We start from the raw sequence: 13,482 nt of genomic DNA, 5'->3' as shown, positions 1-13,482 counted from the left end.
TATCTGACCAGCGGCTTTGGATGATGACCGTGCCCGGCCCAGCACTGTTCGGCGGCCAGCTGACGTGTCCAGGACGAGGGTGGTGCCAGTGAGGCAACCGTCGATGACCTCCGGTCGGTACTGCAGCATCTTGAGCTTGCGCTTCACGGCGCGGGTGATCTGGCTGAGGTCAGCGGCGGCGAGGTTGCCGATGTCGCGCTTGACCAGAGACGCAGGGGCACGCGGCGAATGCTTACGGTCGAGGGCAGGCGATGTGCCCAGGTGCCGAGGGCGCCGACGAACGGTAGAACATAAGGGTGAGGGACGAGAACAGCCCTGATGAGGATGCACGGCCGCACCGTGTGGCGAGGCCGGGTGTCGACTACCAGGCGCTGTTCATGGTCACCCCCAGCCCCTGCATGGTGCTGGGCCCGGATCTGGTCCTCGCCGACGTCAACGAGGCGGCCTGCCGGGTGACCGGTCGTACACGGGAGGATCTGCTCGGGCGGTACCTCTTCGACGCCTTCCCTGAGAATCCGGCGGACCCGGATGCTGACGGGGTGCGGAATCTGCACGCCTCCCTGCACTGGGTCCTGCGCTCGAAGGAGCCGGACACGATGGCGCCGATGAAGTACGACATTCCCGTGGCCGACCGTCCCGGCGTTTTCGAGGAGCGGTGGTGGTCCGCGATCAATACACCGGTGCTCGGGCTGGATGGGCACGTGGAATGGATCCTCCACCGGGGGGAGGACGTGACCTCGTTCATCCTCTCCCACCCACGCCCGCGAGGAGGCGGGGTGCTCAGCGACGTGGAGGCGATGGAGGTCGAACTGTACGCGCGAGCAAGCGAGCTCAAGCGGCTCAACGAGGAACTGCGCCAAGCCCACGCCCGGGAACGCCAGGTCGCCGTCACCTTGCAGGAGGCCATGCTCCACTCACCCCACCTGGCCCGGCACCGCGACACCGCGGTGCGCTACTTGCCCGCCGCCGGGTCACTGAACGTGTGCGGCGACTGGTACGAGGTGGTCGACCTGCCCGATGGCAGGTTCGCCGTCGCGGTCGGCGATGTCGTCGGCCACGGCCTGGAGGCCGCCGCCGTCATGGGAATGCTCCGCAGCGCGTTGTCCGCCGTCGTCCGGGCCGTTGAAGGCCCCGCGAGAGCCCTGGACATACTGGGCCGGTATGCACGCTACGTGGAGGGCGCGCTGGCCACCACCGTGGTCCAAGCCGTCGTCGACCCCCGCGCTCACCGGATCCTGTACAGCAGCGCCGGCCATCCGCCCCCCGTTCTGCTCCACGCAGACGGCACCTGCAATCTTCTCGACCAGGCCACCGACCCTCCGCTGGGGGCCCGAGTCAAACCCGTACCCCGCGTTCAGGCCGACCTGCCCTACACCCCTGGCGACACTTTCGTGCTCTACACCGACGGGCTCATCGAGCGCCGCGGTGAGGACATCGACGCCGGCCTGCAACGCCTCACCGACGCGCTCGCCCGCCATCCCGGCCACAGCCCCGAACGTCTCGCCGACGCCTTGCTCGCGCGCCTCGGCGTCAGCAGCGGTGCTCGAGACGACATCGCCCTGATCGTCCTCCGGCTATGACTCGCGCGCCGCCGGCAGAGCGCCATTGGCGGCGATCCTCGCTGCTTGAGACGCCGCGTGCCGATCTGGACGTGGTCGCCAAATGCGATGACCAGACCCGCCGTGACCAACCACAGGATGCACCCGCGCGCTCGCCAACTACCATGAACAGTCACAGCTCAGGCACCCGGGCCGCCCCATACGGGATGCGGGTCATCCCAGCCCCGCGGGTGTGGCGGATGATCCCGTCCTGGGAATGGCACCGGGCCGGCGTCCACCGTGCCCGAGCCGAAGCGATTCGGTGCGCCTGACACCACGCCCCGCGCTTGGAAGAAGCCGCGGCGATGCCCCTGCCCGACGCCACGAACCGCCTCCAGCTCATCCCCGGGATCGGTCCCTGAACCGCGGCGGAAGCCCTGCAGCGCCCCTCGGCGCTCTGGACGCCCTCACCCTCGGAGACCTCCACCTGTCCGTACAGATCGGCTACGTCCTCACCGGACGATCCGACGGCACCGACGGCATGATGCTGCAACTCCTCGCCCCCTGCCCGGGATAGCGTCACCACGCGGCCGCCTCATCCTGCTCGGTGGCCCGATGCCCGACCGACGAGCGCGCCGAGCTCCCCACGGCCGTATCACGCACGGGTGACCCGGGCAGTACGGCCCGGGGACGTGTCAGTGCTCTGCGGCACTCGCCGGGCGGCGTCACGACGACAGGGCAGCGGCGAAGGCTCTGCGCGCCAGCCGGGCGCCTCGTCTGCCCGCGGCCTCACCATCGGTGCCGCGTCGCCCGGATAAGACGTCATGCCGTCGGGGGTTGATCTGTGAGGCGGGCGGGGTAGAACAGGGTTCGGGTGCACTCCAGTGACGGTGGTGTGCCTGCCACAGATTCAGCCGGGGAAGCCCCGGCGCTATTTCGAAGGACAGCAGTATGGCCAGCGGCACCGTGAAGTGGTTCAACTCCGAAAAGGGTTTCGGTTTCATCGAGCAGGAGGGCGGCGGCCCGGACGTCTTCGCTCACTACTCCAACATCTCCGGCAACGGCTACCGCGAGCTGAACGAGGGCGAGCACGTCACGTTCGACGTCACCCAGGGTCAGAAGGGCCCCCAGGCCGAGAACATCGTCCGCAGCTGACCCGCACAGTCAGTCCGCGGACTCCTGCAGCCCTCGGAGCAGCAGGTTGAGTTCCCTCGCGTAAGGAGGGGCTCGGGCGCGGCGCACTCGGGCCCCTCTCCGTTCTTCACGCATTTGTCCTGGCGCTCGCCGGGAAGTTGTCAGCCTGGTCATGCTGTCAACGGCCCCGCCTATCTGGGGCGTGTATCGAATGTGCTGGTCATAGCCACTCGTTGAGGGCCGCTACGAGGATGGTTGCCTCGTAGCGGACCGCCAACTTGTCGTAGCGTGTGGCCACGGCCCGGTGTCTCTCGAGACGACTGATACCGCACTCGACCGCGTGTCTCGCCTTGAAGTCCTCGGGCCCCGCCCGGTCACGCCGCTCTCGCGCCATCATCATTGGCCAGGAACGGACGCAGTAGCGTGAGCAGAGCGTGCGGCCGGTGCAGGGGGATGATGTGGCCGCAGTCTTCGATGACGTGTCCGGTGAGATCGTCGGTGATCGGGCGGAGCTGGCGTTCCAGCGCGGTACCGACAGGCCGGGCGCCCAGCGCCATCGTCGGCACCGTCAGGCGGGCAGTGGTGACCGCCTGCTCGATCTGTGCCGCGCTCTCGGGCAGGGCCCGGTAGTACGAGAACGCGCAGCTCAACGCCTGGTGGCCGGTGTATGCGCGGACGAAGGCGTCCCGGATTGCGGGGCGCACCCCGTCGCCGAGCGTGCCGGCGTGCAGAAACCAGTCGATGTAATCGGCCTCGTGGTCCTCCAATACGGTCTCGGCGAGGCCGGGTGCGGCGGAATGGAAGCCGAACCACCATGGCGGCCCGTCGGCGAGGAACGCGATTGGAGCAGGGCCGAGCCAGGGGCGTATCCGAAGAGGTGCTTCTTGGCGTGGCGCAGGCCCTTCAGTTGGACGAGACCGAGCTCAACCATCTCTTCGGCCTGGCCCACGCTCTGGGATCGGGGACCCGCCGTCGCTCGTCCGCCGGCGCGATTCCGACGGTACGGCCCAGTCTGCAGGTTTTGCTTGAGACGATCACCGGCGGGGCGGCGATCATGATGAGCGAGCACGGTGACGTGCTGGGTGCGAACGCCATCGGCCGGGCCCTTTATGCGGACATGTTCGCCGTTCCGGGCCCGCTCAACATGCCCAAGTTCATCTTTCTCGACCCGGCCGCCCGGGCCCTGCACCCGGACTGGGAGGAGGTGGCCGACACGGTGATCGCCCTGCTGCGGGCCGCCGCGGGCCGCAACCCCTTCGCCAGGAGCCTGACCGATGTGGTCGGTGAACTCTGCACCCGCAGCGACTACTTCCGCACCGGTTGGGCGAAGCAGAACGTGCATCCGCTCACCACCGGGCACAAGCGCTTCCGACACAGGCACGTCGGGGATCTCAGTCTCGACTACGAATACCTGAACATCGCCGACGGCCAGGGAATCGTGATCCTCACATACTTCGCGAAGGAAGGCACACCAGCCCATGACGGGCTGCAACTCCTGGCCGCGGCCGCCCAGCTCACGCAGCGCTGAGACGTTACTCCGAAAGCGCTCGGATCACGCCAGCCGGATGCTCCCGCTCGGCTGCCTCGCGGCCACCCCTCGTCCAGGGCCACGATCCCCAGATGCTCGGCCAGTGAGACCAATGGAGTCCGATCGATGGAACCCACTGGGTGCAAGCTTGTTCCTTAACACCGACCGTCACGCAGAGCGACGAGTGTCTCGGGGCGTTTCTGGTCCACGTCGTAGCAGGTGACGGGGTGCCAGCCCTTGAGCCGGGTGGTCGTCCTGGCCCCGGCCTGGTGGGTTTGGGTGCACAGGCCGGACTACCCAGGTGGGGGCGGATGTTCCTGACCCCCGCCGGACCCGGGCCGGAGTGAGCGGTGCCGGGGCGCGTCGCCTTCTCCCAGGGCTTGCATCGGTCGGCCGCCAGCGGCAGCGCGAGGCGGAGCTGCTCACCGACGCCCTGCGGGCCCGCGGCGTCGCCGAGCCATTGGCGTCCCTGTGCGCCCAGGTGGACATCGACACCTACTCGATCGCCATCCGCCGGTGGGGAGCCGATCGTAGCGACGACCTGCACACTCACCTCGACCGGGCTTTCAACGACCTACGGCTCGCTGCGAACGCCCTGAAGTGGGCGGCTCACTGCCATCACTTCGAAACCGAAGGGAAAACGGACGGTTCACCGGGCACCGGCTCCACTTTCAGCCCCCAGCTTGACCGCGCGGTGTAGATCGTCGGCGTAGGCGTGGGGTTGTTCCCAGGCGGCGAAGTGGCCACCGGCACCGGTGTTCCACGTAGTCGCGGACGTTGAGGAACGCCTCGGCGTAGCTTCGCGGCTCCGGTTTGGTGTCGCGCGGGAAGATGGAGAGCACGGTCGGGGTGTCGATCCGGCCGGGGAGGGCGACCGGTTCGGCGTAGGTGGCGAAGGAGGTGCCGATCGTGCCGGTGAGCCAGTAGGCGGTGACCCAGGTGAGAAGCTCGTCGGGGGTGAAGGCCGACTCGTCGGACCAGGACTCCAGTTTCTCGACGATCCACGCCGCCAGGCCGGCGGGTGAGTCGCCGAGGGCGACGGCGAGCGTTCCACACTGGGGTCTCGCCTCGCGGCGAGCATCGTCCACCGCTGGTTCGGTGCACCCGGGGAGGATCCGCTGCTCGTGCTGCAACGTGCGTCCGGTGAACGCCCTGAAGCGGCGGAGACGCTGGCCGCCTTCCTCGACACGAACTCGCTGGAGCCGCTCCACCGCTACCTGCGCGACAGTGGCCTGGACGACGCGGTCGCCCGTAGCCGAGCGGCAGCGATCGACGCGTTTGTGCTCGGTGTCTCGACCCGCCGCCGGGTCCTGCGTTCGGAACTCGGCGACCCCGCTGCACTCCAGGCCTGGCTGGGCACGACCATCCAACACCTCGCCGACGGGTGACGCCAGCAGCAAGAGGGCGATATGCGAGGTTCTGGCTGATATCTAGCTTTGTCATGGGATTGGCATGCAGGTCAGGGCGGCAAATGAGCGCCGGTTGCATGGTGAGGACGAACAAATCGACTCGGGTTCGGCCTGGTGGGCGTGTTGCCGCGGTCGCTGCCCCTGAGGCCTGGCATCGAGTCAGAAGGCTGTCCCAGCCCGGGCTCTGCGACATACTGCGGTCATAAGTGAGGAATCGGCGCGGCTGGCGAGAGCCCTCATCGAGTTCCGTGAGGCCGAAGGGATCTCGGAGCGTGAGCTCGCGCGCCGCACGTGGCTGAGTGAGGCGACCATCAGGACCTTCGAAGTTGACCGTGGGGGCCTGCCCACCCCGACCGTTGCTCGCAGCTTCGAGGAAGTCCTCGGCTGGGCTCCGGGCAGCATCAAGGCCACGCCGTCCGAGACGATGAGCCGTGAGCCATCGGCCGACTCGGCCATTGACCTCGAGTAGGCGCTCCGGTCAGCGCTGCCCTCCGGGCGATTGCGGTCATGGCCTGGTGAACAGTCCCGGCTCAGCCCGGCCCTGCGCTCCTTCTGGTTCATGATCCAGACCCCTGCCTCGTTCAGGCGCGAGCCGTCGTCGTCCCAGGCACGGACAGGTTCTGCCTCTGGGTTTGTGGCTGCGCAGGTTGATCGAGCGGGGTGGCAGCTTTGCTGCGCTTTGGCTCACTTCCAGCCGGAGTGGCCGGGCCGGTGTGCGCGCGGATGCGGCCCTGCGGGTGTCAGATGAGCGGTATCGCCGGTGGTGGAGTGTGCCGGTTTCCGTGTACTGCCGCACCATCCTCACGATGTGGCGACTCGCCCCGCTGTGTTGCGGCGGATGGAGTCGTGGTCAGTATTCGCCCCGGGCCCTGCGTAGCTCTGCGGCCGCCTGCTTCAGTTGCATGATCAGGCCCTCTGCCTGCATAAGCTGTTCTGCCCCGTCACTCAGGGCCCTGGCTGTGTCGGCGGTGCTGTGTAGGTCATGGGCTGCCGACTGCAGCAAAGACGCGCTGTCCTGCAGATGCCGCAGGTCGCCGGCTGCACGCCACAACATTGGCGCGGTGTCCTGCAGGTGGCCCAGACCGTCGGACGCCGACCGCAGCCATGACGCGACATCGGGGTCGATGCCGAACCCGTGCACCCGTGGATCGCGAAGTTCGTCGACCAGGACCCGCAGCGTTGCGGCGGCTTCAGGCGCAATCTGCGCGAGCTCGGCCAATGCCTCGCGCGTCTCGTCCTGGAACGAAGAGAACGACTCCGACACCAACTCCCGCAAGCGGTCTTCTGTCAACCCCCGTAGTTCCAGCAGAGGGGCAGTCCCCTCGCTCTCCCGCTGTTCCTTCCATGCCTCGAGTATCTCGATGCTGTACTGATCGCTGCCGTGGCCGTCGACCCGGACGTGGTGAACCTTGCACAACAGCAGCAGGTTCGTGAACGTGTTCTTCTCGTCCAGGGACATCGTTGGATCGAATCGCTTACCGCCTGAGCTGACCGCCCGGATGTGGGCGATTTCCAGATTGAGGATGTGCTCCCCGTCGACGAATTTGGTGACCGGCTCCTCGCATCCCGGCCAGTAGCAGAAGCCACGGCACAGCGACATCAGCGCCGCATGTGTTCCCGACGTGTACTTACGAGCCTCGCCCATGACATTCCTTTCTTCGCCGCAGGTAGACCCCCGGGGCGCTGGTGTCGCTAACAGCCGTAGTCCACTGCTCGAGGAGCCACCGCCGGAGGGCAGCGCTGTCTGCCCGCACGCATCCCGGCAAGTGGCCTCAGCGCAGGTCGCGTGTTTCCCAGCCGGGCGGGAGTTTGGGCAGGCCGATGAGTGCGTCGATGCCGAGGTGTTCGAGGAGGAGGGCTTTGAGGTGGCGGCCCTCGATGAGTTCCATGCGGCCGGTGCGGTGGGCGAAGTCCCAGCTGGCTTTGCCGAACCACGCGGTGGTGACGACGATGCCTTTGGCGGCGGCCTTGTCGTGCATGACGCCAGCGAGTGCGCGTACGGCTTCGGCTGGTACGGCATTCTTTGAGCGTTTGGCCTGGATGATGCACAGGCCGCCGATGAGGGGTTCCTCGTTGACGGCCACGGCGTCGACTCCGTCATCGCGGGAAGCCTGGGTGACCCAGGACTTGAGGCCGATCTTCTCGAAGAGACGCCGGATGAGGTGCTCGAACTCGATGGGATCCAGCGCGACGAGGTCGGGCCGGCTGTCCAGCCCGGCGACGACGTCCCGCTCAGGGGCCAACTTGTACTTGGCAAGGTCGAAAGTGACGACGGGACGGACGGGCTCCAGGTCGTAAGGGTGCTGGGAGACGATGGCGTTGAGGAAGTGCAGGCTCTGCACCGGGTCGAGTTCCGGCTCGTCCAGGACGAGGTCTTCGAACGTGTCCCTGCTGGCCCGCAGGCTGACAAGGCAGGGCCGGATGGCTTTCCCGGTGGCACGGTCCTTGGCATTGACGTGTCCATTGAACGCCACCATGTCGACCAGCGAGGGCGGCGTCACTGCGAAGGCCTCAGCAATTGCCCTCAGGGCCAGCCGTGCGACGAGGTCTCGGTACATCGCCTTGCACTCGGCCTCTTTCCGCGGCTGCGGTACGACCGTCGGGGGCACGGATGCCTTGTACCGGTACTGAGTCACTGCTGGCACCACCGCCTGGCCAGGCAGTTCGACCTCCAGGACCAGTTCCCTCGCCTCTGGCGCAAAAGCTGCACGACGGCCGCCGCGAAGATTTTCGGGGTAGTCAATCCCACTAAGTGTCTCCTCCACGTGCCTGGTCAGGCCCTCGGATCCGCCTTCTCCGAAGGCATCCTCCGCCCTGAGTCGAAACGGGTGAAGACCACCGGACCGTGCGTGAAGCACGGACAACATGCGATCCACCTGTGTCTCGACCTCAGTTGTCTTGACAGCCGCCTCTTGACGTAGACGGTCGCTCATCTCCTGCTTCGCCCGCCGCTCGGCCCCAGCCTTCTCCCGCGCTTCGGCTCGCTTCCTCTGCTCAAGCCCCTTGACCCGGGCGGCTTCACGCTTCTCCAGGTCTCGGACAATCTGTTCGGCCTTCCGGGAATCGGCAGAACGCTGAGCTTCCTTCTCCTTCTGCGTACGCACCCATGCCTGTGCCCGCTCCCGCTCCCGCTTGACCTCCTCTCTGGCACGCTGAGCAGCCTCTCGCTCCGCCGCACGGGCCTGACGATCCCGCTCCGCCTCGGCCCGCTTGGCAGCAGCAGCCTTCGCCTTCTGCGCATCCCGGTACGTCTGCATCAACTGCGCCGTCAGAGACCTTCTGCGAGCCATCCGCCCCCCTGCTACAGATCGAAGAATGAGATCTGCCCCACGGCACGGAGCGTCAACCGGAAGGGATCTGTTGATGGCTCAAGAGGTGCTTACATAGACCGATTTATGAGCGCCACACTTCGCGACCGCCATTACTCGCGCGGCCTCCGCTGCCCCCCAGTCGAGTCCGAGGCTGGCCAGCGTGGCTGTCTCGGGGCAGTCTTTCTGACCAATCGGTCGTGGTTTGGCCTGGGCTGATCAGTTTGGTGTTTGGTGGTGGTAGCGCTTCAAGCCCGGGTCGCTATGGCCCGGTGACGGAGGAGATGACGGCCAGGGCTGGGTGCTGAGCGGGCGCTTGGTCTGGTGGAGTGAGTGTTGATCAGCTGTGGTCAGCCTTTTCCGAGGGGTAATCAGGTTCCCTGAGAGTTCCTATGCGCTGGTGGGGCGGTTGCTCCAGTACAGGCTGGCAAACCCGAGTTGCCTGGTGCTTCGCCGTCTAGCGCGCCCCCCAAGTGGCCGGAAACGAACACTCGCATGAAGTACTTGGTGCTATCGTAATTATTACTATGCTCCTGAGACTGGATACTGCGAGCAGCTCCCCCCTGCACGAGCAGGTCGCCGGAGCGATCCGACGCGCCATCGCTGAAGGGGAGTGCGAGCCGGGCGACCGGCTCCCCCCGGCCCGGGACTTGTCCCGGGTCCTGGACGTGAACGTCAACACGGTCCTGCGCGGACTGCGGGCGCTGCGCGATGAGGGCGTGCTCGAGTTCCGGCGGGGGCGGGGCGTGACGGTGGCCGACGGGGCCGACCGGCGTTCCGCGCTGCTGGACCGCGTGCGCGATCTGGTGGCCGACGCGGCGCGCCTGGGCTACAGCAAGAGCGACGTCATCGAGATGATCAGGGAGATTCCGTGACTGACCGTGGACGCAGGAGCACGACTGCGTGGGGGACCGTCGGCTGGTGCGTGGGTGTGCTGGTGTTATTGGCGGCTTTGCCGCCGGTTGCGAGCAGTCGACTGCCCGAGCGGCTCGCGACGCACTGGAACGCCGGCTCGGGCAGGCCCGACGATTCCATGCCGCTGTGGGCCGCGGCGCTCTTCCCCGCGCTCGTCTGGGCGGTTCTGGCCGCCGTCGTGGCGCTGGCGCTGCGCCGGGCGGGCACCGGTGGCGGCGCGATACCGAGATGGGCTCTCGCGGGCCTCGGGTTCGGCGGTGTGATGCTGCTCGGCGGGCAGGCCTCGATCGTGCGGGCCAACCTCGATCACGCGGACTGGCGTGACGCCGACTCGGTGACGAGCTGGGTGGTGGGCACTCTCGTCGTCGCGGCCACGGTCGGCGCGATCGGTTTCCTGGCCGCGCAGCGGGCGCCGGCGCACGTGCCGTCGGCGACGGACGGCCCAGTGCTGGAGCTGCCCGCCGGTCAGCGGCTCGTATGGCTCGCGCGCACGTCGAATCCCTGGCTTCAGGCGGTCTCCGCCGTGACCGGGTTGCTCACGATCGCGGTGGTGGTGGGAGCGCTGGCGGGTCTGGCGGACCCCCCGGTCGCGCTGGCCGCGACGCCGTTCGCGCTCGCCTGTGTGCTGGTCCTGGCCTGCTCTTCGGTTCAGGCGCGCGTGACGGAACGCGGCTTGGATGTGTCCTTCGGCCCTCTGGGCTGGCCCGGCCGCCACTGGGCTCTTGAGGACATCGAGTCGGCCCGCACCGAGAACCGCACGCCTGTCCAGGTCGGCGGCTGGGGATACCGGCTGAGTGGTCTGGGGACCACGGTGATGCTGCGCGGCGGCGAGTGCCTGGTCATTCGCACGGCCAAAGGCAAGGATTTCGCCGTGAGCGTGGACGACGCCGAACACGGGGCCGCTCTATTGAACTCCTTGAGTGCACAGCACACAAGGTGAGGACAGGTCCCGGCCGGTGACACCCCCGCACCGGCCGGGACCGAAGTCAAATAAATAAGGCAGACACCGAAAAATATGCGCCACAAAGCTCCCCGAAAACACGTCGATGTGACCCCCGCCACAGTTGATCGACATTCTGATCGAGGCATGTGAAGCTCTTCATCGCCAAGCCGGGGGGTAGGCGTGTGTGCTGACCACGCACCGTTTCACCCTCGGTAATCCATCGATTCGAGGGGAAACGAATTGAACATCAAGCAGCGGGGGATCCTGGCGGTAGCCGGCGCCACGGCCGCGGCGCTGTGCGTGGCCGTCGCGCCGTCGGCGATGGCGGACACGTCCGGCGTCTCCGGGCGGCCGGCGGCTGCCGCGCCCGCGGTGTCGGCGAAGACCGACGGCGAGAACGTCTTTCGCGGTCTGTTCTTCGCACAGGGCCAGGTGGGTCATGATCTCGCCGACCTGGACCTGTTCTCGCAGGCCCGCCAGCACATCGACAACGAGGACCTGGACGAGGTCCGCGCGTCCAACGCCGTCATCGAGCTGATCAACAAGCGCTCGGCGGGCTTCTTCGCCGACTTCAGCGCCCGGGCCCGCAGCGGCGACCCTCGCCAGGTCGAGGCCGCCGTCGGCGACGCTCAGCACATGCTGTTGTCCGTCGCGCAGAACAAGTCCGCGACGCCGGTGGAGGACGGCCAGCTCTGCGGCGTGACCGTGGCGGTCGCCGCAGCGCTTGTGCACGTCGCGGCTGTGATCACCGCCGCTGGCGCCGTCGTCACGGTCACCGTGGCCGTGGGCGCCAACTTCGTGAAGGGCAAGAACTGGTTCTGGAGCTCCCAGCCCACCACGGGTGACGGCACGCCACTGTCGAAGGACGAGGCGATCGCCCAAGTCACTCGGGCGCTCAAGGCCGCCTGACATGCTCGCGGGTGCGGGGAGGCTGCAGACTCCCCGCACCCTGGGCCCGTCCTTTCGGCGTCACAGCGGCAGGGAAACCAACTCGCATGAAAAACGAACTCCGTACATTCCGCGTCGCATTTACACGGACCGCAGATGCAGCCGTCTCCGTCTCGATGAAGTCAGTGATCGTCGTCTGCGCCGTCTGGGCGGTCATCATCGCGTACGTGGTCCAGGAACAGCTGCCGAAGAACGTCATTTCACTGCCCGGCCAGACAAAGGCCCGGCATACCGTGACGAATATGGCCCCCCAGGGATGGGCCTTCTTCACTAAATCACCGAGGGACGCCGAGATAGTCCCCTATGAATTGAGTGCGAGCGGCTGGAAGTCGGCTTCCCTGACCCCGCACTCCTCACCGCACAATGCCTTCGGCCTCGACCGACGCTCACGCGCTCAGGGAGTGGAGATCGCACTGCTGCTCTCCGCCGCCCAGAAGGGCGACTGGCATGACTGCACGAGCGGCCGCCGGCAGTGCCTCGGCGGCTACGGCGCTCCCGGACGGCGCATCGACAACCGTTCCCCCAGGCCCACGCTGTGTGGAACCGTCGGCCTGCTCCAGGAGAAGCCGACGCCGTGGGCGTGGCGCGATCTCCTGCCCGAAGCACACTCCCCCGAGCAGGTCATGGTGCTGGAGGTGACGTGTTGAAGCGCTCGCGCACCGTCCCATTGCCCTGGGCCGCGGGATACGGCCTGGCCCGCACCCTCCTCGCTCTCGGCACTCTGGGCACCCTTGTCTTCAGCGACGCAGCCACTCTCTTCCGCGAGGTCGCGACTGTCGGCCGGTACCCCATGTGTCAGGGCGTCAACTCGGCCGGCGCCTTCTGCCTGGTGTCCGAGGATCACTACGACGCCATGCGCTGGGCGTGCTGCCTCGTCCTGGCGGTCGCAGCGAGCGGCTGGCGTCCCCGCTTCACCGCGATCCCCCACGCCTACGTGGCGTTCAGCGTCTTCACCGGGATCGCCATCCCCGACGGCGGCGACCAAATCACCTGGATCCTCACCCTGCTGATCGTGGTAGTAGCCCTCGGCGACCCCCGCCGCTGGCACTGGCAGCCTGCCCCGCCGCCCGACAGCCCTCTATCGAAGCGCCGCAGCCGGTGGGCACTGCTGGGCGTCAGCGCCCTGATCGTCGCGCGCATCCAGATGTCGGTTCTCTACTTCCAGTCCTGCGTGGCCAAGCTCCCCCATGCCGAATGGGCCGACGGCAGCGCCCTGTACTACTGGATCAACAACTACGATTTCGGCGCGCCGTACTGGCTACGCCCCATGCTCCAATACGTGGTCGACCACCCCGTTGGCGTCGCCGCGATGACCTGGGGCCCCCTCGTCCTCGAACTCGCTCTGGCCGCTGCCCTCCTCATGCCCCAGAGGACGCGCTGGATGCTGCTGCCGGCGGGCGTCTTCTTCCACCTGTGCATCGCAACCATCATGGGCCTGTGGAGCTTCGCCCTGGCCATGTGCGCCGGCCTCCTCCTGCTCCTGACACCTCTCGGACACGACCCCGACTTCACACGCATGCTGCGCCGAACTCCCCAGCTGTCCGCCGTCCCCCCAAAGACGGAGGACCCGGTCGAAGCACCTGCCATGGCCGGCCCCCAGCCCTGACACCCCGTCCGAAGCTCTTGACCACACCACCTCACGCCAGGACGCGGAATGCGAGGCACCGACAGATGCCGTTCGGCCGCGACCACGCGCACATCCTCTCGCCGGGAGAGCTCGTCAAAACTCTTCATTTCGGTGACCGGAATCGTGCGCTGC

Annotated in this window: 14 protein-coding genes and 1 pseudogene; 11 read left to right on the top strand and 4 right to left on the bottom strand. The window is 67.3% G+C overall.

Going from position 1 to position 13,482, the window contains the following annotated elements:
* Positions 1-341 precede the first annotated feature (341 nt).
* Complete coding sequence (locus tag ABZT03_RS33850) at positions 342-1,580, top strand: SpoIIE family protein phosphatase (protein ID WP_356046571.1); 1,239 nt, start codon at positions 342-344, stop codon at positions 1,578-1,580.
* A 909-nt stretch (positions 1,581-2,489) separates the two neighbouring features.
* Positions 2,490-2,693, top strand: coding sequence for a cold-shock protein (locus tag ABZT03_RS33845; RefSeq protein WP_354886188.1), 204 nt, complete (start codon positions 2,490-2,492; stop codon positions 2,691-2,693).
* 353 nt (positions 2,694-3,046) lie between these two features.
* Here ABZT03_RS33845 and ABZT03_RS33840 read toward each other — a convergent pair.
* A pseudogene (locus ABZT03_RS33840) lies at positions 3,047-3,508 on the bottom strand (alpha/beta hydrolase); the annotation flags it as partial.
* Positions 3,509-3,513: 5 nt separating this feature from the next.
* Here ABZT03_RS33840 and ABZT03_RS33835 point away from each other — a divergent pair.
* Positions 3,514-4,200, top strand: a complete 687-nt coding sequence (locus tag ABZT03_RS33835; RefSeq protein WP_356046569.1) for a transcriptional regulator — start codon at positions 3,514-3,516, stop codon at positions 4,198-4,200.
* 343 nt (positions 4,201-4,543) lie between these two features.
* Positions 4,544-4,900, top strand: coding sequence for a hypothetical protein (locus tag ABZT03_RS33830; protein ID WP_356046567.1), 357 nt, complete (start codon positions 4,544-4,546; stop codon positions 4,898-4,900).
* Here the strand turns inward: ABZT03_RS33830 and ABZT03_RS33825 are convergent.
* Entirely contained in the window at positions 4,872-5,288 is a 417-nt protein-coding gene (locus ABZT03_RS33825; RefSeq protein WP_356046565.1) for a hypothetical protein, read from the bottom strand. The genes ABZT03_RS33830 and ABZT03_RS33825 overlap by 29 nt on opposite strands.
* Between ABZT03_RS33825 and ABZT03_RS33820 the strand changes: the two genes are divergently transcribed.
* Both ABZT03_RS33820 and ABZT03_RS33815 read left to right on the top strand, forming a co-directional pair.
* The gene (locus ABZT03_RS33820; RefSeq protein ID WP_356046612.1) at positions 5,256-5,588 is read left to right on the top strand and encodes a hypothetical protein; all 333 of its coding nucleotides are present in this window, start codon (positions 5,256-5,258) and stop codon (positions 5,586-5,588) included. The genes ABZT03_RS33825 and ABZT03_RS33820 overlap by 33 nt on opposite strands.
* Positions 5,589-5,757: 169 nt before the next feature.
* Positions 5,758-6,078, top strand: coding sequence for a helix-turn-helix transcriptional regulator (locus ABZT03_RS33815; RefSeq protein ID WP_356046610.1), 321 nt, complete (start codon positions 5,758-5,760; stop codon positions 6,076-6,078).
* A 381-nt stretch (positions 6,079-6,459) separates the two neighbouring features.
* Here ABZT03_RS33815 and ABZT03_RS33810 read toward each other — a convergent pair whose 3' ends face one another.
* Positions 6,460-7,254, bottom strand: a complete 795-nt coding sequence (locus ABZT03_RS33810; RefSeq protein WP_356046563.1) for a hypothetical protein — start codon at positions 7,252-7,254, stop codon at positions 6,460-6,462.
* A 127-nt stretch (positions 7,255-7,381) separates the two neighbouring features.
* Complete coding sequence (locus ABZT03_RS33805; protein WP_356046608.1) at positions 7,382-8,866, bottom strand: restriction endonuclease; 1,485 nt, start codon at positions 8,864-8,866, stop codon at positions 7,382-7,384.
* 578 nt (positions 8,867-9,444) lie between these two features.
* Here ABZT03_RS33805 and ABZT03_RS33800 point away from each other — a divergent pair.
* From ABZT03_RS33800 to ABZT03_RS33780, 5 genes are all read left to right on the top strand, one after another.
* Positions 9,445-9,792: a GntR family transcriptional regulator gene (locus tag ABZT03_RS33800; protein WP_356046560.1), complete on the top strand. Its 348-nt coding sequence runs from the start codon at positions 9,445-9,447 to the stop codon at positions 9,790-9,792.
* Positions 9,793-9,842: 50 nt separating this feature from the next.
* Positions 9,843-10,772, top strand: coding sequence for a DUF1648 domain-containing protein (locus ABZT03_RS33795; RefSeq protein WP_356046558.1), 930 nt, complete (start codon positions 9,843-9,845; stop codon positions 10,770-10,772).
* A gap of 243 nt (positions 10,773-11,015) precedes the next feature.
* Positions 11,016-11,684 (top strand): hypothetical protein, encoded by a 669-nt coding sequence (locus tag ABZT03_RS33790; protein ID WP_356046556.1) that lies wholly within the window; start codon positions 11,016-11,018, stop codon positions 11,682-11,684.
* Positions 11,685-11,770: 86 nt separating this feature from the next.
* A complete protein-coding gene (locus ABZT03_RS33785; protein ID WP_356046554.1) occupies positions 11,771-12,370 on the top strand; it encodes an SdpA family antimicrobial peptide system protein in 600 nt (199 codons plus the stop codon).
* Entirely contained in the window at positions 12,364-13,329 is a 966-nt protein-coding gene (locus ABZT03_RS33780) for a sporulation-delaying protein SdpB family protein (RefSeq protein WP_356046552.1), read from the top strand. Before ABZT03_RS33785 ends, ABZT03_RS33780 begins: the two co-directional genes overlap by 7 nt.
* The last annotated feature ends 153 nt before the right edge of the window (positions 13,330-13,482 follow it).

This window comes from Streptomyces sp. NPDC005574 (assembly GCF_040605435.1).
Lineage (GTDB): Bacteria > Actinomycetota > Actinomycetes > Streptomycetales > Streptomycetaceae > Streptomyces.
Note: the sequence above shows the minus strand (reverse complement) of the source record. Positions and strands in the feature narration are given on the sequence as shown.